General features: G+C 65.9%; 14 protein-coding genes, 11 tRNA genes and 2 riboswitches. Of the genes, 7 read left to right on the forward strand and 18 right to left on the reverse strand.

The features are described 5' to 3' along the window. Nucleotides 1-35 precede the first annotated feature (35 nt). Genes queF through IOC61_RS00670 form a run of 3 tightly spaced genes read right to left on the reverse strand, consistent with a single transcriptional unit; the run spans nt 36 to nt 2,586 of the window. Nucleotides 36-872, reverse strand: coding sequence for an NADPH-dependent 7-cyano-7-deazaguanine reductase QueF (queF, locus tag IOC61_RS00660; protein WP_195686977.1), 837 nt, complete (start codon nt 870-872; stop codon nt 36-38). Between the two features lie 2 nt (nt 873-874). Beyond that, nucleotides 875-1,648 carry an ABC transporter permease gene (locus IOC61_RS00665; protein WP_195686978.1) on the reverse strand — a complete coding sequence of 258 codons (774 nt, stop codon included), beginning with the start codon at nt 1,646-1,648 and terminating at the stop codon, nt 875-877. Further along, a complete protein-coding gene (locus IOC61_RS00670) occupies nt 1,645-2,586 on the reverse strand; it encodes an ABC transporter ATP-binding protein (protein WP_195686979.1) in 942 nt (313 codons plus the stop codon). Before IOC61_RS00670 ends, IOC61_RS00665 begins: the two co-directional genes overlap by 4 nt. 168 nt (nt 2,587-2,754) lie before the next feature. Next, nucleotides 2,755-2,873, forward strand: a riboswitch (TPP riboswitch). A gap of 83 nt (nt 2,874-2,956) precedes the next feature. Between IOC61_RS00670 and IOC61_RS00675 the strand changes: the two genes are divergently transcribed. Continuing rightward, complete coding sequence (locus IOC61_RS00675) at nt 2,957-4,399, forward strand: sodium:solute symporter family transporter (protein ID WP_195686980.1); 1,443 nt, start codon at nt 2,957-2,959, stop codon at nt 4,397-4,399. A 104-nt stretch (nt 4,400-4,503) separates the two neighbouring features. Here the strand turns inward: IOC61_RS00675 and IOC61_RS00680 are convergent, their stop codons facing one another. The 8 genes from IOC61_RS00680 to IOC61_RS00715 all read right to left on the reverse strand — a co-directional run bounded on the left by IOC61_RS00680 (nt 4,504) and on the right by IOC61_RS00715 (nt 7,755). Further along, nucleotides 4,504-5,814: an LLM class flavin-dependent oxidoreductase gene (locus tag IOC61_RS00680; protein ID WP_195686981.1), complete on the reverse strand. Its 1,311-nt coding sequence runs from the start codon at nt 5,812-5,814 to the stop codon at nt 4,504-4,506. After that, the gene (locus tag IOC61_RS00685) at nt 5,814-6,605 is read right to left on the reverse strand and encodes a 3-oxoacyl-ACP reductase (RefSeq protein WP_195686982.1); all 792 of its coding nucleotides are present in this window, start codon (nt 6,603-6,605) and stop codon (nt 5,814-5,816) included. The genes IOC61_RS00680 and IOC61_RS00685 overlap by 1 nt, the downstream gene beginning before the upstream one ends. 33 nt (nt 6,606-6,638) lie before the next feature. Next, nucleotides 6,639-6,732: riboswitch (TPP riboswitch) on the reverse strand. A 274-nt stretch (nt 6,733-7,006) separates the two neighbouring features. After that, nucleotides 7,007-7,081 (reverse strand) — tRNA-Gly (locus IOC61_RS00690). 38 nt (nt 7,082-7,119) lie between these two features. After that, nucleotides 7,120-7,195: transfer RNA gene (locus tag IOC61_RS00695), tRNA-Glu, on the reverse strand. Between the two features lie 97 nt (nt 7,196-7,292). Continuing rightward, a tRNA-Gly gene (locus IOC61_RS00700) sits at nt 7,293-7,367 on the reverse strand. Nucleotides 7,368-7,426: 59 nt separating this feature from the next. Then, nucleotides 7,427-7,502, reverse strand: a tRNA-Glu gene (locus IOC61_RS00705). A gap of 78 nt (nt 7,503-7,580) precedes the next feature. Further along, a tRNA-Gly gene (locus IOC61_RS00710) sits at nt 7,581-7,655 on the reverse strand. A gap of 24 nt (nt 7,656-7,679) precedes the next feature. Beyond that, nucleotides 7,680-7,755 (reverse strand) — tRNA-Glu (locus IOC61_RS00715). A gap of 126 nt (nt 7,756-7,881) precedes the next feature. Between IOC61_RS00715 and IOC61_RS00720 the strand changes: the two genes are divergently transcribed. Next, nucleotides 7,882-7,958 (forward strand) — tRNA-Met (locus tag IOC61_RS00720). A gap of 45 nt (nt 7,959-8,003) precedes the next feature. On the opposite strand, the gene IOC61_RS00725 is transcribed toward IOC61_RS00720, so the two are convergent. Next, nucleotides 8,004-9,305 (reverse strand): M18 family aminopeptidase, encoded by a 1,302-nt coding sequence (locus IOC61_RS00725; protein ID WP_195686983.1) that lies wholly within the window; start codon nt 9,303-9,305, stop codon nt 8,004-8,006. A gap of 141 nt (nt 9,306-9,446) precedes the next feature. Between IOC61_RS00725 and IOC61_RS00730 the strand changes: the two genes are divergently transcribed. Continuing rightward, entirely contained in the window at nt 9,447-11,516 is a 2,070-nt protein-coding gene (locus IOC61_RS00730) for a carboxy terminal-processing peptidase (RefSeq protein WP_195686984.1), read from the forward strand. Nucleotides 11,517-11,843: 327 nt separating this feature from the next. Here the strand turns inward: IOC61_RS00730 and IOC61_RS00735 are convergent. From IOC61_RS00735 to IOC61_RS00755, 5 genes are all read right to left on the reverse strand, one after another. Next, a tRNA-Asn gene (locus tag IOC61_RS00735) sits at nt 11,844-11,919 on the reverse strand. A 28-nt stretch (nt 11,920-11,947) separates the two neighbouring features. After that, nucleotides 11,948-12,023, reverse strand: a tRNA-Asn gene (locus IOC61_RS00740). A 34-nt stretch (nt 12,024-12,057) separates the two neighbouring features. Continuing rightward, nucleotides 12,058-12,133: transfer RNA gene (locus IOC61_RS00745), tRNA-Asn, on the reverse strand. Between the two features lie 133 nt (nt 12,134-12,266). Then, nucleotides 12,267-12,343: transfer RNA gene (locus IOC61_RS00750), tRNA-Met, on the reverse strand. Nucleotides 12,344-12,430: 87 nt separating this feature from the next. Next, nucleotides 12,431-13,408: a choline ABC transporter substrate-binding protein gene (locus IOC61_RS00755; RefSeq protein WP_229332837.1), complete on the reverse strand. Its 978-nt coding sequence runs from the start codon at nt 13,406-13,408 to the stop codon at nt 12,431-12,433. A 150-nt stretch (nt 13,409-13,558) separates the two neighbouring features. Here IOC61_RS00755 and betI point away from each other — a divergent pair, with 150 nt between their 5' ends. From betI to IOC61_RS00775, 4 genes are all read left to right on the forward strand, one after another. Then, entirely contained in the window at nt 13,559-14,209 is a 651-nt protein-coding gene (gene betI / locus IOC61_RS00760) for a transcriptional regulator BetI (protein ID WP_195686985.1), read from the forward strand. Nucleotides 14,210-14,219: 10 nt separating this feature from the next. Beyond that, entirely contained in the window at nt 14,220-15,704 is a 1,485-nt protein-coding gene (gene betB, locus IOC61_RS00765) for a betaine-aldehyde dehydrogenase (protein WP_195686986.1), read from the forward strand. Nucleotides 15,705-15,844: 140 nt separating this feature from the next. Then, complete coding sequence (betA, locus tag IOC61_RS00770; protein ID WP_195686987.1) at nt 15,845-17,536, forward strand: choline dehydrogenase; 1,692 nt, start codon at nt 15,845-15,847, stop codon at nt 17,534-17,536. A 240-nt stretch (nt 17,537-17,776) separates the two neighbouring features. Further along, on the forward strand, nt 17,777-20,224 hold the full coding sequence (locus IOC61_RS00775; protein ID WP_195686988.1) for an acyl-CoA dehydrogenase: 2,448 nt from the start codon (nt 17,777-17,779) through the stop codon (nt 20,222-20,224). Nucleotides 20,225-20,357: 133 nt separating this feature from the next. Here the strand turns inward: IOC61_RS00775 and IOC61_RS00780 are convergent. Then, the coding region (locus IOC61_RS00780; RefSeq protein ID WP_195686989.1) for an SLC13 family permease at nt 20,358-21,411 on the reverse strand (1,054 nt) is incomplete at its 5' end.

The raw sequence follows: 21,411 nt of genomic DNA on the forward strand, positions 1-21,411 counted from the left end.
TGGTTTCGGTAACTGCGATAGCCCGAGTGGCTGTCCTATTGACGCGCGAGCCGCAGCGGCTCCGGGGGGCGCTCCCCCGGTGTCGCCCGCCAGGGGCTGATATCGAGCCCGCCTCGGCGTACATAGCGCGCCAGCACCAGCAGCCGTTCCGGCCGGGCGCGGGCCATCAGGTCGGTGAAGATGTGCTCCACGCAATGCTCGTGGAAGTCCTGGTGCTGGCGATAGCCGATCAGGTAGCGCAGCAGCCCCTCGCGGTCGAGCCTGGGGCCGCGGTAGCGGATCAGCACGCTGCCCCAGTCGGGCTGGCCGGTGACCGGGCAGTTGGACTTGAGCAGGTGGGAGTGGAGCGTCTCCTCGACGATCTCCTCCCCCGCCGTCAGGTGCTCGGCGCTCGGGGTGTAGTCGGTCACCTCGATGTCCAGGTCGTCCAGGCACTCGCCGGGCAGGCGCTTCACCGCCAGCGCCGCATCGTCCAGGCCGAGCAGCTCGACCGCCACCGGCGCACCGGCCGCCTGGGCCAGGTCGCGCAGCAGGGTGTCGATCACCGCCTGGCGGCTCTCGAAGCGGGTCTGGTTGAAGCCGTTGAGGTAGAGCTTCCAGGACTTGGACTCGATCAGGTAGGGCGATTCGGCCGGCAGCCGGAAGCGCGCCACGGCGACCAGCGGCTTGCCCCGGGCGTTCAACCACGAGAGCTCGAAGGCGTGCCACTCGTCCTCGCCGACGAAGGGCAAGGCGCCCTCCTCGATCCCCAGCGGCGCGCGGTTGGCGGCCCGGGGAATGGGATAGAGCAGCCCGGCATCGTAGTGCTCGGGATAGGCGGACTCGCGCCCCAGCGGGGCGTGGGTGAGGGTGTCGGGTCGATGTTGGGTCATGCTCAGCTCCTGATGCCCTTGCCATTGTTCAGCATCCACAGCGCCACGCCGTAGAGCACGCTGATGAAGGCCAGCACGGCGGCCAGCGCCCAGCCCACCGGGATGTCGGAGACCCCGAGGAAACCGTAGCGGAAGACGTTGACCATGTAGAGGATGGGATTGAGCATCGAGACGCCCTGCCAGAAGTCCGGCAGCAGCGAGATCGAGTAGAAGACGCCGCCCAGGTAGGTCAGCGGGGTCAGCACGAAGGTCGGCACGATGGAGATATCGTCGAACTTCTTGCCCAGCAGGGCGTTGATGAAGCCGCCGATGGCGAACAGCGCCGAGGTCAGCACCACCACGAAGAGCGTCAGCAGCGGATGGGCCACCTCGATGCGGGTGAAGAACAGCGACACCCCGGTAACGATCAGCCCCACGCCGAGCCCGCGGGCCATGCCGCCGAGCACGAAGCCGGAGAGGATCACCCAGTTGGGCATCGGCGAGACCATCATCTCCTCGATGGAGCGCTGGAACTTGTTGGAGAAGAAGGATGATGCGACGTTGGAGTAGCTGTTGGTGATCACGGCCATCATGATCAGCCCGGGGACGATGAAGTCCATGTAGCTGTAGCCGTCCATCTCGCCGATCCGCGAGCCGATCAGGTTGCCGAAGATGATGAAGTACATCGTCATGGTGATCGACGGCGGCAGCAGGGTCTGGGGCCAGATCCGCGTGAAGCGCTTGATCTCCTTGTGGACCAGGGTCCAGAGGGCGATGGCGATCTGCTGGGGGTTCATGAACGCGCCTCCTTCTGCTGGCCGTCTTCCACCATGGAGACGAACATCTCCTCCAGGCGATTGGCGCGGTTGCGCATCGACATCACCTGCATGCCCTGCTCGCTGAGCGCCGCGAAGACGTCGTTGAGGCGCTGGCCGCGGTGCACCACCACGGCGAGCTGGGCGTCGTCCACCCGATGGATCTCGAAGCCCTCGACCTCGGGGGCCGCCTCGATCGGATGGGCGAGGTCGAGCAGGAAGGTCTCGGTGTCGAGCTCGGCAAGCAGCTCACGTACGCTGGTGTCGCGGATGATCTGGCCGTGGTTGATGATGCCCACGCGACGGCAGAGGCTCTCGGCCTCCTCGAGGTAGTGGGTGGTGAGGATGATGGTGGTGCCCTCCTCCCGGTTGATGCGGCGCATGTAGTCCCACATGCTGCGGCGCAGCTCGATGTCGACGCCGGCGGTGGGCTCGTCGAGGATCAACAGCTTCGGGCGATGCATCAGGGCGCGGGCGATCATCAGCCGGCGCTTCATGCCGCCGGAGAGCATCCGCGCGCTGCCGTTGCGCTTGTCCCAGAGGGCGAGATCGCGCAGCAGCTCCTCGGCGCGGGGCAGGGCCTCGCGCCGCGACATGCCGTAGTAGCCCGCCTGGGCCAGCACGATGTCGATGACCTTCTCGAACTGGCTGAAGTTGAACTCCTGGGGCACCACGCCGAGGTGGTACTTGGCCCGGGCGAAGTCGGTGTCGATGTCGATCCCGAAGATCGAGACCTTCCCCGCGGTCTTCTGCACCAGCGAGCAGACCACGCCCAGGGTGGTCGACTTGCCGGCGCCGTTGGGCCCCAGCAGGGCGTAGAAGTCGCCCTGGGCGACGTCGAGGTCGATGCCCTTGAGGGCCTGGAAGCCATTGCCGTAAACCTTGGTCAGGCCACGGATGGACAGAGCCGGTTCGGCCATGTGCAATCCTTGAAACGATTCGGTGTTCGATAGCGGGAGTCCGCAACGACTAGCGCAACGACGGATTCCGTAAAAACTATGCTGCTAACGATATGAGGGCGATACCTTACCGATTCAAGCGGGTATTCGCGCCATGTTGACCCCGTGACACCGGCCCCCTAAGCTGGGTCGTATTCCTGGGGGAGTCCTGGTGGACTGAGATTCCGGCAGCGTGCACACGACACGACCGGTAACCCTTCGAACCTGATCCGGATCATGCCGGCGAAGGGAAGGAAGTGCCGTTCGGCCACGCTTCTCACCCAACGCAATTGCGTCCTCCCGTAGCGACGCTCGGCATCGTGCCGGGCCCATCGATGCTAGGGAGAACGTCATGCTGCCGACCACACACGCCTTCTGGTGGCTCGTCGCCTTCGCGGCGCTGTTTGCCGTGCCGGGGATGCTCTACGCCCGCCGCCACCGGGAGAGCCTCGAGGATTTCATCATCGCCCGCAACAGCCAGGGGGCCACCGCCACGGTGCTGACCCTGATGGCCTCGACCCTGGGCACCTGGATCCTGTTCGGCCCCGCCCAGGCGGCCACCTGGGGTGGCCTTGGCGCCATCGCCGGCTATGCGCTGGGGTCGCTCGCCCCGCGGCTGGTGATGATTCCGCTGGGGCGGCGCCTGCGCGAGCTCTCGCCGGGCGGTCACTCGCTCACCGAGTTCGTGATGAGCCGCTACGGGCGCCCCATGTACGCCTTCACCCTGGTGATCATGCTGTTCTATCTCTTCATCTCGCTGGCCGCGGGGATCACCGCCATCGCCAAGATGGTCGCGCTGCTGGCGCCGGTGCCGCTCTGGGCGACCAGCTCGGTGGTGATGGCGGCCACCCTGCTCTACACCCTCTACGGCGGCCTGCGCGCCTCGATCTTTACCGACAAGGTGCAGATGATCGTGATCCTGCCGCTGCTCGCCGTATTGCTGGTCGTCGGCTGGCAGGCCGCGGGGGGCCTCGCCCCCACCCTCGCCGGCCTCGAGGCGACGGCACCGCAGCTGCTGGACCTCACCGATCCCGGCGGCCTCAAGGCCGGCCTCACCTTCTTCCTGGCCGTGATGCTGACCGGGCTCTTCTACCAGGGCAACTGGCAGCGGGTCTACGCCGCGCGCAACAATCGCGCCGTGAGCCTGGGCTTCCTGCTGGGGGGCCTTTTGAGCGCGCCGATGATCTTCGTGATGGGCCTGTTCGGCCTGGCGTTCGTGGGGCTGGGGCTCGCCGGCGACGGCTCGGTGGCGCTGTTCAGCGTGCTGCTCGCCGACATTCCCGCCTGGTTCGCCGTGGGCCTGATCTTCCTCGGCCTGGCGCTGGTGATGAGCAGCGCCGACACCACCATCAGCGCCGCCTCGAGCATGATCGCCGTGGACGGCGGGCGCCTGCTGCCGGGCGCCAGCGGACCGCGACTGATGCGCCTGTCGCGCTGGCTGATCCTGCTGCTGGCGCTGCCGGTCACCTTCGTCGCCGCCCAGGGCTACAGCGTGCTGTATCTGTTCCTGCTGGCCGACCTGCTGTGCTGCGCGGCGGCCTTCCCGGTGTTCTTCGGGCTCTTCAATCGCCGCTTCGACGGCCGCGCCGCGGTGCTCGCCACCGTCAGCGGCCTGGTCGCCGGCCTGACCCTCTTCCCGGCCCCGGGCGACGCCCTGACCACCCTGATGGAGTCCTTCCTGCTCGCCACCTTCATGCCGGTGGTGACGGGCCTGGCGCTGCTGGCGCTGCTGCCGGCGAAGCAGGGCTTCGACTTCGCCGCGCTGGGCGCCGGCACGCGACGCTTCGAGGGCTGAACGCCAGCCGGCCGATACGTCACTGCCCCGTACGAAAACGCCCCTCGAGAGGGGCGTTTTTTATTTGGAGGAGTCGCTACCGTGGGGGCGGATCGCCAGGAGGTTCAGCCGGCCGGGCGCTCGAGGCCGAGGTGGCCGCGCAGCGTGGTCGCCGTGTACTCCTCGCGGAAGAGCCCGCGGCGCTGCAGCTCCGGCACCACCTGGTCGACGAAGTCCTCGATGCCGCCGGGCAGCGACGGCGGCATCAGGTTGAAGCCGTCCGCGCCGCGGCCGCGGAACCAGCGCTCCATCTCGTCGGCGATGCTCTCCGGGGTGCCGATCATGGTGCAGTGGCCGCCGCCGGCGGCGAGGCGCCCGAGCAGCTGGCGCAGGGTCGGCCGCTCGGTCTCGATGATGCGCAGGATGGTGGCGTAGCGCCCCTGGGGGCCGCGGAACTCGGCGAGCGGCGGTAGCGGCGGCACCGGGGCGTCCAGCTCCCAGTCGCTGCAGTCCTGCTCGATGAAGAGCCCGAGCTGGCGCAGCGAGGCCGCCACCGGCAGGCACTCGTCCAGCTCGCGCTGCTTGGCCCGGGCCTCCGCCATGGTGGAGCCGACGTAGGTGACGAGCCCGGGCAGGATCGGCACCGGCGCGCTGCGCCCGGCCGCCGTCACCCGCGTCTTGATGTCCCGGTAGTAGCCCTGGGCGGTTTCCAGGTCGTAGGCGACCGCGTAGATCGCCTCGGCGTAGCGCGCCGCCAGGTCGCGCCCCTGGGAGGAGGCGCCCGCCTGCACCAGCACCGGATGGCCCTGGGGCGGGCGCGGCAGGTTGAGGGGCCCGTCCACCAGGAAGTGCTCGCCGTGATGGTGGATCGCCTGCACCTTGTCCGGGTCGGCGTAGCGGCCCCGGCGGTCGCGCTCGATGGCATCGTCGGCCCAGCTGTCCCACAGCGCCAGCACCGTCTGCACGAACTCCTCGGCCCGGGCGTAGCGCTCGGCATGGGCCGGCATGGCCGGGTAGCCGTGGTTGCGCGCCTCGCTGTCGAACATCGAGGTCACCACGTTCCAACCCACGCGCCCGCCGGAAATGTGATCCAGCGAGCCCACCAGCCGGGCCGCGTGAAAAGGCGTGTAGAAGGTGCTGGAGAGCGTGCTGATCAGGCCGATGTGTCGGGTGGCCCGGCTCATGGCGGAGAGCGCGGTCAGCGGCTCGAGGTGCCAGTGGAAGCCGTCCTCCACGCTGCCGGCGCTCATGCCGTCGGCGAAGAACACCGCGTCGAGCTTGCCGCGCTCGGCGGTGCGGGCCAGGGACTCATAGTAGGCGATGTCGCCAAGCCGCTCGGCGCAGGAGTCGGGATGGCGCCATGCCGCGCGATGGTGGCCGCACCCCATCACGAACAAGTTGAGGTGCAGCTTCTCGTCGGGATTGCGTGCCTTCATCACCCTTTCACCAGTCCGCCGTCGACGATCAGGTTCTGCCCGGTGACCGCCCGCGCCCAGGGCGAGGCGAAAAAGAGCGCCGCATCGGCGAACTCCTCCGGCGTAGTCACCCGGCGCAGCGGGGTGTTCTGGGCGATCAGGTCGAAGACCGCCTCCGGGGTCGCGCTGGACGCATCGGTGGTGCGCAGCAGGCCGCCGGAGATCATGTTCACGGTGATGTTGTCGGGCCCCAGGTCGTTGGCGAGCGTGCGGGTCAGCGAGAGCAGCGCGGCCTTGCCCGCGGTGTAGTCGTGGTACGGCACGACGGGATTCTGGAACAGATTGGTGCCGATATTGACGATGCGTCCACCTCCCTGCTCGCGCATGCCGGCCAGCGCCGCCTGGATGGTGTTCAGCGCTCCCCGGTTGACACCCTCAAGCTGTTGCTGGAGATGCGACCAGTCCAGAGCATCGGCGTCGGGACGCGCGTCGCCGTTGAAGGTGAACGCGGGCAGGGCGTTGTTGACCACGGTGGTGATCGGCGTGCCGAAGTGCTCACGAGCCTGCTCGAACAGCGACTCGATCGCCTCGGCGTCACACACGTCGGCCTGGACGGCCAGTACCCGCTGCGGCGCCTCCTTCACCAGTGCCTCGGCGGCATCGCGACTCTGGAAATAGTTCACCACCACCCGGGCGCCCTGCCCGAGAAAGGCTCGGGTCAGATGAGCGCCGAGCCCACGAGCACCGCCGGTAACAAGCACGACCTGCTGATCGATGGCCTGCTGGTCGATGGAGAGAGAGGAAACGGCCATGAAGACTCCTTGGTACGCGGCAAAGGGCGCCGCGCTGGAGCCGGCCGACATCCCTTCGCCAGTGTGAACTGGATCAGGTTCGACGGGTATTTTCTCAGCGGCCATGGCCGCACCCCGTGTCTAGTGGGGCACCATAGCGCATTCGAACGAGCAGCAACAGCCGGGCCGGCATTCCGGCTCAAGCAGTGAGCCCTGGCCTGACCGGGGAAACAGGGGAGTCTTCTGGAGTGAAATACGAAAAACGACAAGACATCATCAGCCAGGCTGGCGCCTTAGCTTATGATCAGAATTCAGAGAGGGAGAACCGATTGGAGCGGGAAAGGAGATTTGACGGGGCTGCCTTCAGCCGGGCTGGCGCTCCAGCTCCTGACGCGAGCCTTGGCCAGTAGCGTGAAACCGATTGGAGCGGGAAAGGAGATTCGAACTCCCGACCCTCGCCTTGGCAAGGCGATGCTCTACCACTGAGCTATTCCCGCTTGATATCGGTACTACTGTCGGTGCAACGAGAGCGAGTTGGCGTCCCATAGGGGGTTCGAACCCCTGTTCCCGCCGTGAAAGGGCGGTGTCCTGGACCACTAGACGAATGGGACGCTGTATCTTCCTTTCAGAAGATGGAGCGGGAAAGGAGATTCGACCGGGCTGGCGTACCAGATCCTGACCCGAGCCTTGGCTCTCTTACCGCAACATTGGAGCGGGAAAGGAGATTCGAACTCCCGACCCTCGCCTTGGCAAGGCGATGCTCTACCACTGAGCTATTCCCGCCTGTCTCGCACTTCTCGTTCTACTTCTACCTCGACGACTCACTGTTGCAGTCGAAGAAGTGGCGTCCCATAGGGGGTTCGAACCCCTGTTCCCGCCGTGAAAGGGCGGTGTCCTGGACCACTAGACGAATGGGACGCATGGAGCGGGAAAGGAGATTCGACCGGGCTGGCGTACCAGATCCTGACCCAAGCTTTGGCTCACTTACCGCAACATTGGAGCGGGAAAGGAGATTCGAACTCCCGACCCTCGCCTTGGCAAGGCGATGCTCTACCACTGAGCTATTCCCGCATTCCAGTTATCTGATGAGTCGAGTGGCGTCCCATAGGGGGTTCGAACCCCTGTTCCCGCCGTGAAAGGGCGGTGTCCTAGACCACTAGACGAATGGGACGCAATGTCTCGTCTCGTCGAGATGGCGCGCATATTATCGACCACACGGCCAAGTGTCAAGCCTTGGCATGCCTTCCATATCAGGCAGTTGACAGAGGGGCCAACGCTGGATAGAGTACGCGCCGCTGGCTACGTAGCTCAGTTGGTTAGAGCACATCACTCATAATGATGGGGTCCCCTGTTCGAGTCAGGGCGTAGCCACCAGAATCACGCAACCCGGCGCCATCGGCGCCGGGTTTTTTTGTGTGCTCAAGCCAGCTCGGGACGGTTGCAGAAGGCAGCCAGCACCCGCGTCAGATAGGCCACATCCTCACTTCCCGCGGTCTCACGGATCGAGTGCATGGCCCACTGCGGCACCCCCACATCGAGGGTAGGCACACCGAGTTCGGTGGCGGTGATCGGCCCGATGGTGCTGCCACACCCCATGTCGGCACGCGTCACGAAGCTCTGCACGGGCACCTCGGCCTCGCGACAGAGGTCGCGAAACAGCGCCGCCGTCGCACTGTTGGTGGCGTAGCGCTGACTGGCATTGACCTTGATCACCGGCCCGCCGTTGAGTGCGGGACCATGGGCCGCATCGTGCTTGTCCTGGAAATTGGGATGCAGAGCATGCGCGTTGTCGCAGGAGATCATCCGCGAGGCCTGGATCAGTCGAATAAAGCCCTCCTCGCTGCCGTCGCCGAGCCGCTCGTGAACCCGGCGCAGCACATCTCCCAGAAAAGGCCCCTGGGCGCCGCAGGCACTGGCGCTGCCGACCTCCTCATGGTCGTTGGCCACCAGCACGACACCCTGCTTGCCATCACTGGCCAGCAACGCCTCCAGGCCGATAAAGCAGGAGAGCAGGTTGTCGAGCCGGGCGCTGGCAATCAGCTCCCCCTTGATCCCCACCCGCGCAGGCGGCTGCATATCATGAAAGCCCAGCTCGAAGTCGAGCAGCTCGAACGCCTCGATGGCGTGCTGCTCCGAGACCCACTCCTTGAGCAGCCTCGGCAGGTCGCCCTCCTCACCACCCTGCAGCAGCACCGGCGCCATCTGGGTCTGAGCGTTCAGCGCACGACCGCTGTTGGCCTCGCGATCGAGATGGATGGCCAGACTGGGAATGATCGCCACTGGGCGGTCGACATGCAGCAGGCGCCCCTCGAGACGGCCATCGGGATAGCGGACATGCACCCGGCCGGCGAGCCCCAGCTCGCGGTCGAACCAGGGCGCCAACAGGGCTCCCCCATAGACCTCGACGCCAAGCTGCAGCCAGCCGGCTGCGGTCTGGGCGGCATTGGGCTTGAGTCGCAACCCGGGGCTATCGGTATGGGCACCGATCATGCGCAGCGCCTCGAGCCGCGTCTCGGGCAACTGCAGGGCGATGATGGAGGAGTCGTTGCGCGTTACATAGACCCGCTCGCCCGGCGTCAACGACCAGGCCTCGCGCTCGTCCAGGCGGCGGAAACCGGCGGATTCGAGACGGGCCGCCATATTGGCGGTGGCATGCCAGGGAGTAGGCGAGCGGTGCAGGAAGTCGAGAAGCCGCGTAAGCAGATCATCCTGGGAGAGCATGGGTTCCTCTAGGGTTGGGCAAAAGTGTAGATGATGGGCACAGCGGGTAAGCTGCTACAATGGACTGCCGTTCCGCGCAACTCGCGAGCCGGATAACGGTCAAGGGAATTGAGTGTACATCAAACCGGGAGTGCTTCATCGATGAGCCCGCTTGCCCATATGGGACGATCCATGGCCTTGTTGGCAGCCCTGCTGCTGGCCACCGGCGTCGCCCTGGCACAGCCAGAACCCACCGACGCCCAGCGCCGGGCCGCCACCGAGCTGGCCGAAGCGCTACGTTATGGTCACTACGCCGACGTCAGCCTGGACGATAGCTGGTCACGCCGGGCCTTCGAACGCTATCTCGATGTGCTCGACAGTCAGCGCGCCTTCCTGACCGAACAGGATGTGGCGGAATTCCATCCGCTGGAAGAGCAGCTCGATGATGCCCTGCTCGATGGCGAGCTGGCCCCCTTCTTCTCACTCTATCAGCGCTACCATGAGCGCGCCGAGGCTCGCTTCGAGTGGCTTCTCGAGCGCCTCGACCAGGGCCTCGACTTTACCTATGAGGGAGAGCAGCGCCTGGAGGTGGACCGCGAGGATGCCCCATGGGCGGAGAGCACCCAGATTCTGGATGAGCTCTGGGAGCGCCGGCTCAAGAACGCCGCCCTGACCCTGGTGATCAGTGACCAGGACGAGGAGCAGGTCGAGACCAATCTCCGCCAGCGCTACGAGGGCCAGCTCAACCGCCTGCAGCAGACCAACGAGGAGGATATCTTCGGCCTGCTGATGGCAGCGGTCACCGGTAGCATCGACCCTCACACCGGCTACCTCTCTCCCCGCCAGGGCGAATCCTTCGACATCCAGATGCGCCTCTCGCTTGAAGGCATCGGCGCCCTGCTCCAGGCCGACGGCGAATACGTCAAGGTCGCAAGCCTGGTGCCCGGCGGCCCGGCGGAGCGCGCCGGTGTGCTTGAGCCCGCCGATCGCATCGTGGGAGTCGGCCAGGAAGATGGCGACATGGTCAACGTGGTGGGCATGCGCCTCGACTCGGTGGTGGAGCTGATCCGCGGCCCCAAGGGCTCGGTGGTACGCCTCGACGTGGTTCCCGCCCAGGCGGTGGACATGACGCGTTCCAAGGAGGTCCAGATCACTCGAGACACCGTGAAGCTCGAGGACCAGGCGGCCCAGAGCGAGGTGCTCGAACTCGAACATGATGATGGCGTGCACCGCGTCGGCGTGATCACCGTGCCCACCTTCTATGTCGACTTCGACGCCTGGCAGGCCGGCGATGAAGAGTATCGCAGCACCACTCGCGATGTGGCCAAGGAGATCGAGGCACTGCAGAACCAGGGCATCGAAGGCATCGTCCTCGACCTGCGCAACAATGGCGGCGGCGCCCTGCAGGAGGCCAACTCCCTGATCGGACTATTTATCGATCGCGGCCCCACCGTCCAGGTGCGAGATGCGCGCGGGCGCATCAGCCTCTACGGCGATACCGACACCGGCGCCATCTACGATGGCCCCCTGACGGTGCTGGTCAATCGCCTGTCGGCCTCCGCCTCGGAGATCTTCGCCGGCGCCATCCAGGATTACGGGCGAGGCCTGGTCGTCGGCACCCCCACCTTCGGCAAGGGCACGGTGCAGACCCTCAATGAGCTCAGTCATGGCGAGATCAAGCTGACCCGCGCCAAGTTCTATCGCATCTCCGGCGAGAGCACCCAGCACCGTGGCGTGGAGCCGGATATCATCTTCCCGAGCCTGATCGACCCCGAGCTGATCGGCGAGAGCAGCCTCGACAACGCCCTGGACTGGGACACCGTCCGCTCGGTGCAGTACCGGGAGTACGGCGAGCCATGGCGCTTCCTGGAGACGCTGCGAGCCCGTCACCGCGAGCGTGCCGACACCCATCCCAACTTCGTCTACCTCGAACAGCAGGCCGAGCTTAACCGCCGGATGCGCAAGGAGACGACCAGCGTCAGCCTCAACCGCGAACTCCGCCAGGCGGAGACCGAGGCACTCGAGGCCGAACAGCTCGCCCTGGAGAATCAGCGTCGCGAGGCACTCGGCCTGGAGCCCCTGGAAGAGTGGACCGACGCCCGCGACGAAGAGGACGACGGCGACCAGGAAGAGGAGGAGCCGGTGGAGCAGGTCCAGGTGCTGGAAGCCGCGCATATCCTGCTCGACTACTCCCAGCTCGAGAACAACTACCGCTTCGCCCACCGGGAGTGAGCCCCTCCCCACCATGAAAGAGGCCGTCGCCCCGGGGCGACGGCCTCTTTCATTGCATGCGACCCACCGTGACAGCCCAAGCGATGGCCGTCGGACAGACGCACGTAAAACCCACTCAGTAACTCACACAGACATTCGCACAGAAATTCGCACAGAAATTCGCACAGAAACTGACAGGCACACGGAAGGACCGGTACAAGACCCGGTGATCATTATCGTGCGCAGAAATGGGGTGAAACCAGAGAAGATGAAGCTAGGAAGGGTGAAGCTAGAGTGGGCGAAACTGGCAAGGGTGAAGCTGGCGAGGGTTAAGCTGGAAAGACGAGATGGCTCCCGGAGCAGGACTCGAACCTGCGACCCAGTGATTAACAGTCACTTGCTCTACCAACTGAGCTATCCGGGAATAACCTGAGGTGACGATGCCGAGCGATTGGCTCCTCGAGCAGGACTCGAACCTGCGACCCAGTGATTAACAGTCACTTGCTCTACCAACTGAGCTATCGAGGAATCGTGTCGCATCGCTGTGTTGCCGTCGCCGTGTTGGCTCCCCGAGCAGGACTCGAACCTGCGACCCAATGATTAACAGTCATTTGCTCTACCAACTGAGCTATCGGGGAACGGCGTCGAACACGGTGCGTAGTATACGGATTCCCCCAGCAAGGTCAAGGACCTCCGCAAGGATTCGTACGATGATCCGCTCTAACGCACAGCGCCCGCACGACGAGTGTCGGGCGGGCGCTGAAATAATCCTGGTGGCTACGCCCTGATTCGAACAGGGGACCCCATCATTATGAGTGATGTGCTCTAACCAGCTGAGCTACGTAGCCTTTCCACTAGATTGCGCGACCTCGGCCGCGCAATGGAGACGCATTATGCACATGGACTCGCCGCTTGGCAAGTCCAGCGGCGACATTTCAGGACTCGATCTCGAGTGCCTCGCGCACGGCGGCCAGGCCGTCCTCACCGTCGCGGGTCTCGACACCCTCGAGCCAGGCGTCGAGCACTTCCGGATTGGCCTGCAGATAGTCACGGGCGGCGTCACGGGGGTCCTCGCCCTCCTCCATGATCTCCCCCATCAGCTGGCTCTCCATCTCGAGGGTGAACACGAGGTTGTCCAGCAGGGTCGCCACATTGCCACACTCCTCGACGAGGCCATCACGAGTGTTGGTATAGATCGTGGCGCCCCCCAGGTCGGGACCGAAGTAATCGTCGGCTCCCTCCAGGTAGGCCATGTCGAAGTTGGTGTTCATCGGGTGCGGTTCCCAGCCCAGGAACACCATCCAGTTCTCGTCCGGCACCCGGGCGCCCAGTTCGGAGAGCATGCCCGCCTCGCTGGAATCGACAAGCCGCCAGTCACCCAGGCCGAAGGCGTCGTCATCGATCATCTGCTGGATCATCTGATTGCCGTCGTTGCCGGCCTCGATGCCATGGATGCTGCTGTCGAACTTGTCGGCATGCTGGTCCAGATCGGCCAGCGAGGTGACGCTGGCATCGTACACATACTGCGGCACCGCCAGGGTGTACTTGGCTCCCTCGAGGTTGGCACGCAGACGGTCGACGCTCCCCTCTTCGACATAGGGATTGCTGATCGATGCCATGGAGGGCATCCAGTTGCCCAGGAAGATATCGAAGTCACCATTCTTCATGCCCTGATAGGCGATGGGCACGGAAACGGTGTCGATACGGGTCTCATAGCCCAGCGCCTCGAATACCTCGGTGGCCAGAGCGGTGGTCGCGGTGATGTCGGTCCAGCCCACCTCGGCGAAGCGCAGCGTCTCGCAGCTTTCGGACTCCTGGGCAAGCACCGGGGCAGCCCCCAGCACCAGCGCGGCGGCACCCAGGCCAAGACTCATATGGCGACTGGTACGGCGGGAAATGCGAGTTGCGTTCATGAAATTACCTCCGTGAAGGGACTTGAGTATAGTCGGCGTCTGCCAACTTTTTATTGATTGAACGTTCAATAAAAAACTGGCAAGCTGGCACTATCCTAACCGCACATACCGGTGTGGTGGCAAGTCATCAGGACAAGAGAGGGCTCGACAATGCCCAAGGTCGGAATGGAACCCATCCGCCGCCAGCAGCTGATCAAGGCGACCATGGCGGCCATCGATGAAGTCGGCCTTGCCGACGCCACCGTGGCGCGCATTGCGCGACACGCGGGGGTATCGGCCGGCATCATCAGCCATTACTTCGGCGGCAAGGATGGCCTGCTCGAGGCCACCATGCGCCAGATCCTCAGCGACCTGGGCGAGGCCGTGGCCGCCTGCCGGCGCGAGCTGCGTCACGACACCCCCCGAGCCCGACTGGAAGCCATCATCGAGGGAAATTTCGACCGCAGCCAGGTGACCGACCCGGTGGCCAAGACCTGGCTGGCCTTCTGGGCCAGCAGCATGCACAAGCCGCGCCTTGCGCGCCTGCAGCAGGTCAACGACCGGCGCCTATACTCGAACCTGTGCGCCCAGTTCCGCCGCCTGATGCCGCTCGACGAGGCGCGACTGGCATCGCGCACCCTGGCGGCGGTGATCGACGGCCTCTGGCTGCGCGGGGCACTCACGCCGGAGGGTCTGGATGCCGAAGGCGCCCGCCAGGCGGCACTCGCCACCCTCGACAGGCTACTTGCCACTTCCGACTCTGCTGCCGCTTCTAACTCTGTTGCCGCTTCCGACTCTGCCACCGCCATCGACGCTCGCTGAGGAGAGACCCATGACCGATTCAACTGCCCTGCCCCTCTATATCGACGGGCATACCGCCGATGCCACCTCAGGCGCCAGCTTCGAGGTACACAACCCCTTCGATGGCAGCCTGCTGGCCCGGGTGCAGCAGGCCGCCAGCGCCGATGTGGATGCCGCCGTGGCCGCCGCCAAACGCGGTCAGCGCGAGTGGGCGGCGATGAGCGGCATGCAGCGCGGACGCATCCTGCAGCGCGCCGTGGCGCTGTTAAGAGAGCGGAATGATGAGCTCGCCGAGCTCGAGACCCGCAATACCGGCAAGCCGATCAGCGAAACCGCGGCGGTGGACATCGTCACCGGTGCCGACGCCCTGGAGTACTACGCCGGCCTGGCCGCCGCCATCGAGGGCACCCAGATCCCGCTGCGCGAGGACTCCTTCGTCTATACCCGCCGCGAGCCGCTGGGGGTGATCGGCGCCATCGGCGCCTGGAACTACCCCATCCAGATCGCCTGCTGGAAGGCGGCACCGGCCCTGGCCGCCGGCAACGCCGTGGTCTTCAAGCCCAGCGAGGTGACCCCGCTCACCGCCATGAAACTGGCCGAGATCCTGACCGAGGCCGGGCTGCCCGACGGTGTCTTCAATGTGGTGCACGGCGACGGCCAGGTGGGCGCCATGCTCACCGAGCACCCGGAGATCGCCAAGGTCTCCTTTACCGGCGAGGTGGGTACCGGCAAGAAGGTGATGGCGGCCGCCGGTGGCTCGACCCTCAAGGAGGTGACCATGGAGCTGGGCGGCAAGTCGCCGCTGATCGTGTTCGCCGACGCCGACCTCGACCGCGCCGCCGATGCCGCCATGATGGCCAACTTCTACTCCAGCGGTCAGGTCTGTACCAACGGCACCCGGGTCTTCGTCGAGCGCTCGGTGAAGGCCGACTTCGAGGCGAGGCTCAAGGCACGGGTGGCACGCATCAAGGCCGGCGACCCACTGGACCCGAGCATCAACTTCGGCCCGCTGGTGAGCTTCGAGCACCAGGCCAAGGTACTCTCCTATATCGAGCTGGGTCAGCAGGAGGGTGCCACCCTGCTGGCCGGCGGGGAGCGCTGGGACAAGGACGAGCAGGCCGGTGTCGCGTGGTCCAGGGGCGCCTGGGCGGCTCCCACGGTATTCAGCGACTGCACCGACGAGATGCGCCTCGTGCGCGAGGAGATCTTCGGCCCGGTGATGGCACTCCTCACCTTCGATGACGAGGAGGAGGTCATTCGCCGCGCCAATGATACCCATTACGGGCTGGCAGCCGGCCTCTTCACCGAGAGCCTCAACCGTGCCCACCGGGTGATCCATCGCCTGGAGGCGGGTATCTGCTGGATCAACACCTGGGGCGACTCCCCCGCCGAGATGCCGGTGGGCGGCTACAAGCAGTCCGGTGTGGGCCGCGAGAACGGCCTCGAGACCCTGGCCCACTACACCCAGACCAAGTCGGTACAGGTGGAGATGGGCCCCTTCGAATCGGTGTTCTAAGCGCTACTCCTCACCTGCCAGGGGCGCCGGGGACAGCTCGTCGCGAGGGGGGGATTTCACCGCGCCCTCGCGATGGTCCGGCACAGCAATGCCTGCCATCGGAACAGCCCCGTACTGATGTTGCCTTGAGAGACCCTCCCATGACCCAGATCCGCGAATTCGACTACGTCATTGTCGGCGCCGGCTCCGCCGGCAATGTGCTGGCCACCCGCCTGACCGAGGACGCCGACGTCTCGGTGCTGCTGCTCGAGGCCGGCGGCCCCGACTATCGCCTCGACTTCCGCACCCAGATGCCGGCGGCACTGGCCTATCCACTCCAGGGCACGCTCAACAACTGGGCCTTCGAGACCGATCCCGAGCCCCATATGGACGGCCGGCGCATGGAGTGTGGCCGTGGCAAGGGGCTGGGGGGCTCCTCGCTGATCAACGGCATGTGCTATATCCGTGGCAACGCCCTGGACTACGACCACTGGGCCAAGGCGCCGGGACTCGAGGACTGGGCCTATGCGGACTGCCTGCCCTATTTCCGCAAGTCCGAGAGCCGCGATATCGGCCCCAACGACTACCATGGCGGCGACGGGCCGGTGAGTGTCACGACCCCGAAAGCGGACCACAACCCGCTCTATCGCACCTTTATCGAGGCGGGCAAGCAGGCCGGCTACCCGGAGACCGACGACGTCAACGGCTACCAGCAGGAGGGCTTCGGCCCCATGGACCGCTTCGTCACGCCCAGGGGGCGACGTGCGTCTACCGCCCGGGGCTATCTTGACCAGGCCAAGGGGCGCTCGAACCTGACCATCGAGACCCGCGCCATGACCGACATCATCGAATTCGAGGGCAAGCGTGCGGTCGGCGTGCGCTACCGCAGGCGTGGCCAGGAGCAGCGGGTACGCGCCCGCCGAGAGGTGCTGCTGTGCGGCGGCGCCATCGCCTCGCCACAGATCCTGCAGCGCTCGGGCGTCGGCCCCGCCGATGTTCTGGAGGAGTTCGGCATTGCCCCGGTGCAGATCAACGCCAATGTCGGCGCCCATCTCCAGGATCATCTGGAGATGTATATCCAGTACGAGTGCTCTCAGCCGATCTCTCTCTACCCGGCCCTGAAATGGTGGAACCAGCCGAAGATCGGCGCCGAATGGCTGTTCTTCGGCCGCGGGGTCGGCGCCAGCAACCAGTTCGAGGCCTCCGGCTTCATCCGCAGCAATGACCAGGAGGCATGGCCCAACCTGCAGTACCACTTCCTGCCGATTGCCATCAGCTACAACGGCAAGAGCGCGGTACAGGCCCACGGTTTCCAGGCCCATGTGGGCTCCATGCGCTCCAAGAGCCGTGGCCGCATCCGCCTGACCTCCCGTGACCCCGAGGCCGCGCCCAGCATCCTGTTCAACTACATGTCGAAGGAGGAGGACTGGCAGGAGTTTCGCGACGCCATTCGCCTGACCCGCGAGATCATCGCTCAGCCCGCCTTCGACGCCTATCGTGGCCGCGAGATCTCACCCGGCCCCGAGGTGCAGAGCGATGCCGAGCTGGATGCCTTCGTGCGCGCCAATGCCGAGACCGCCTACCACCCCTGCGGCAGCTGCCGCATGGGCGATGGCGACGACGCCGTGGTGGACGGCCAGGGCCGGGTGCATGGGGTCGAGGGCCTGCGCGTCGTGGATGCCTCGCTCTTCCCGCAGATCCCGACCGGCAACCTCAATGCGCCGACCATCATGCTCGCCGAGAAGATTGCCGATCGCATCCGCGGCCGCGAGCCGTTGCCGCGCAGCGATGCCCCCTACTACGTGGCGGGCGACACCCCCGCCCGCGGCGAGCCCCAGCGCCGGCTCGACTGAGGACGTCCCCGCCGCACCACTGCGCCCCGCCCTGCAACTGCAGCGCGGGGCGTTTTTTTGGATGCACACAGTCCCGGATGACTACCACGCTCGAGGCTATTACGGCGACAGGGCCTCTCGCACTCTTCAAAGCCTTGGCCAAGAGTCGTGCCCCTGGCCGGTTGCACTAATCTAAGCTAGTCTGAAAGAATTCAAACGTCTGTTCGATCTTTCATCGCCCACCCTCATCGGAGTCACTCTATGCTCACCCTGATCCTGCTGATCGTGGCCATCGTCGGCCTGTTGGTGGTGATGCGCCGCGAGGCGGGAGCCCTGCCCGCCCTGGCGGTACTCGCCACCACCGGGCTGGTCAGCCTGCTCGTCGCCTCCCCCGTGCTGGGCATCCTGCTGCTGCTTGGCGCCGCAGGCGTGGCCGCCGCCGGGCTGCCGGCCCTGCGCGGCAAGTGGCTGACCCCTCGCCTGTTCACGCTGTTCAAGAAGGTCTCGCCCAAGGTCTCCGAGACCGAGCGCGTGGCGCTGGAGGCCGGCAGCGTCGCCTGGGACGGCGAGCTCTTCACCGGCAAGCCGAACTGGCAGGCCCTGCTCGACTACACCGACGATGGGTTGAGCGAGGAGGAACAGGCCTTCCTCGACAACCAGTGCTCGGTGGCCGCCGGCATGTGCAATGCCTGGGATATCGCCAAGGAGCGGGCCGACCTGCCCCAGCCGCTGTGGGATCACCTCAAGCAGGAGCGCTACTTCGGGATGATCATTCCCAAGGAGTACGGCGGCCTCGGCTTCTCGGCCAAGGCCCAGTCGCTGGTGCTGCAGAAGCTGTCGATCAACGAGACCCTGATGGTCACCGTTGGCGTGCCCAACTCCCTGGGGCCGGGCGAGCTGCTGCTGAAGTACGGCACCGACGAGCAGAAGAATCACTACCTGCCCCGCCTGGCCGACGGCCGCGAGATTCCCTGCTTCGGCCTGACCGGCCCGCGCGCCGGCAGTGATGCGACCTCGCTGCCCGATACCGGCGTGGTCTGCAGGCAGGTGGTCGATGGCGAGGAGGTACTCGGCCTGCGCCTCAACTTCGAGAAGCGCTGGATCACCCTGGCACCCATCGCCACCGTGGTGGGCCTGGCCTTCCGCCTCTTCGACCCGGACCATCTGCTCGGCGAGGAGGAGGATCGCGGCATCACCCTGGCACTCATCCCTCGCGATGCCGAGGGCATGGAGATCGGCCGCCGGCATCACCCCATCGGCAGCCCCTTCCTGAATGGTCCGATCCGCGGCAAGGATGTCTTCGTCCCCCTGGATACCATCATCGGCGGCGAGGCGATGATCGGCCAGGGCTGGCGCATGCTGGTGGAGTGCCTCTCGGTGGGTCGCTGTATCACCCTGCCTTCCGGTGCCACCGGCACCGCGCGTTACGCCATCGGCTGGAGCGGCGGCTTCGCCCGCATCCGTCGCCAGTTCAACGTGCCCGTGGCCGAGATGGAGGGTGTACAGGAGCCGCTGGCCCGCATGACCGCACTGGGCTATATCGCCCAGGCCGCGGTCTACCAAACCGCCAACACCATCGATCACGGCGAGAAGCCGGCGGTCCCCTCGGCGATCCTCAAGAGCCAGCTCACCGAATACCAGCGGGTGATCCTCGGCGATGCCATGGACATCCATGGCGGCAAGGCGGTGACCCTGGGTCCGCGCAACTATCTGGGGATCGGCTATAGCGCCAACCCGGTGGCGATCACCGTGGAGGGCGCCAATATCATGACGCGTAACCTGATGATCTTCGGTCAGGGCGCCATCCGCTGTCATCCCTATGTCCTCGAGGAGCTGGCCGCCAAGGATGCCGATGATACCCAGGCCTTCGATCGCGCCTTCTTCAGCCATGCCGGCCTGATCTTCGGCAACGCCGCCCGCGCCTTCACCCAGGGACTGGGCATCGGCAAGCCGGCAGTACCCTTCGATGGCGAAGCTACCCGCTACGCCCAGGAGATCGCCCGGCTCTCCGCCGGCTTCGGACTCTGCGCCGATGCCGCCATGGCCAGCCTCGGCGCGACCCTCAAGCTGCGTGAAATGCTCTCCGCCCGGCTGGGCGATGTGCTCTCCAACCTCTATCTCGCCTCCATGGTGATCAAGCAGTGGCACGAGGGAGACAGGGTCGAGGGCGAGGAGGCCCTGCTTCACTACAGCTGCCGGCTACTGCTGGGCCGTGCCGAGCAGGCCCTGGACGAGCTGTTCGACAACCTGCCCAACCGCGCCCTCGCCGGAGTGCTGCGGCGGGTGGTGATGCCGCGGGGCAAGCGCTTCAAGCGCCCCCACGATGACCTGGCCCGCCGCATCGCCCAGGCGGTCTCCCATGACAGCGCCCTGCGCACGAAGCTGCTGGCCAATACCTGGAGCAGCGACGATGGCCCCGAGGCCAACTTCCTGGCCCGCTACAACGCCCTGCTGGCGACCCAGGAGCGCGCCGAGGGGCTCTACCGCACGCTCAACAAGGCCTATGCCAAGGGCGAGCTTGCCGCCGATGCCCTGCACCCCGAGCAGCGGGTCGAGGCGGGCCTGGCCCAGGGGGTCATCTCACAGGAGGATGCCGCCTTTATGCGCGAGCGCGAGGCCCAGGTACTGGAGCTGCTGACCGTGGACGACTTCGAGTACGACGCCTTCGTGATCGACAAGTCCAAGGTACTGCGCCATAACGCCGCCTGACGCTCACCTTTCCCCCCGTCCCATGCCCCGGCCAACGCCGGGGCATTTTCGTTCGGTCTCGGGCAGAAGTAAGACTTGCCTGCGCCAGGACGCGTCCCTTGCTCCTTTGCTCCTTGTTTCTTGACCCGGGCTGCTACAGGGGCCAGACCAGCAGGATCAAGGGCACGGAAACCGACAGCGCCACCAGCGAGAGGGGCAGGCCAAGCCTCCAGTAGTCACTGAAGCGGTAACCACCGGGTCCCATCACCAGGGTGTTGGACTGGTGGCCGATGGGGGTCAGGAAGGCACAGGAGGCGCTCACCGCCACCACCATCAGGAAGGGGTCCACCGAGGTATCAAAGCCCGACGCCAGGCTCGCGGCGATCGGTGCCATCAGCAGCGCCGCGGCGGCATTGTTGACGATATTGGAAAGCACCATGGCGAGCAGGAAGAGCACCACCAGCGTGACCACCACCGGCCAGTCGCTGCCCCAGGCGAGCATCGCCTCGGCGATGAGGGCCGCCCCGCCGCTGCTCTCAAGCGCCTCGCCCACCGGGATCATCGCCCCGAGCAGCACGATCACCGGCCCGTCGATGGCCTGATAGCCCTCGCGCAGCGGCAGCACGCCGACCAGCAGCGAGATCAGGGCCGCCGTGGAGAGCGCCACCGCCGCCGGCAGTAGATCAAGCAGCATGGCCAGGATGGCGGTGGCGAAGATGGCGAGCGATACCAGCAGCAGGCGCGGCTGCCCCAGGGTCAGGTTGCGGCTGGCCAGCGGCAGGCAGCCAAGGGTCGACAGACTCTCGGCCAGCTCGCTCTCATCGCCCTGCAGCAACAGTACATCCCCGGCACGAAAGCGGATCTCGTGCAGACGCTGCCTGAGGCGACCCCCATCCCGGGCGACGGCGACCAGATGCAGACTGAACTGGTTCTGCAGTCGCAGCTGGGCCACCGTGCGGTTGATCATCTTCGAGTCGTTGCGTACCACGGCCTCGACCAGCTGCAACCCCTCTGTATCGACCCCCTTGCTCTCCCTGTCCGATTTTCCGTTGACCTTGCGGTGGGCACTGTCCCTCTTGCCGCGATCCTCCGAGACAGCAGGGGCATGCTCCGGCGCGGTCTCCCCAGCGCTCTTCTCCTCATCCTCCCCCCCCCCCTCTTCGCCATTCTCCGGCTCCTCCTGGGCCTCCTTTCCCAGTCGCAGCCCC

Source organism: Halomonas sp. KAO, assembly GCF_015595025.1.
In the GTDB taxonomy this organism is placed as follows: Bacteria; Pseudomonadota; Gammaproteobacteria; order Pseudomonadales; family Halomonadaceae; genus Halomonas.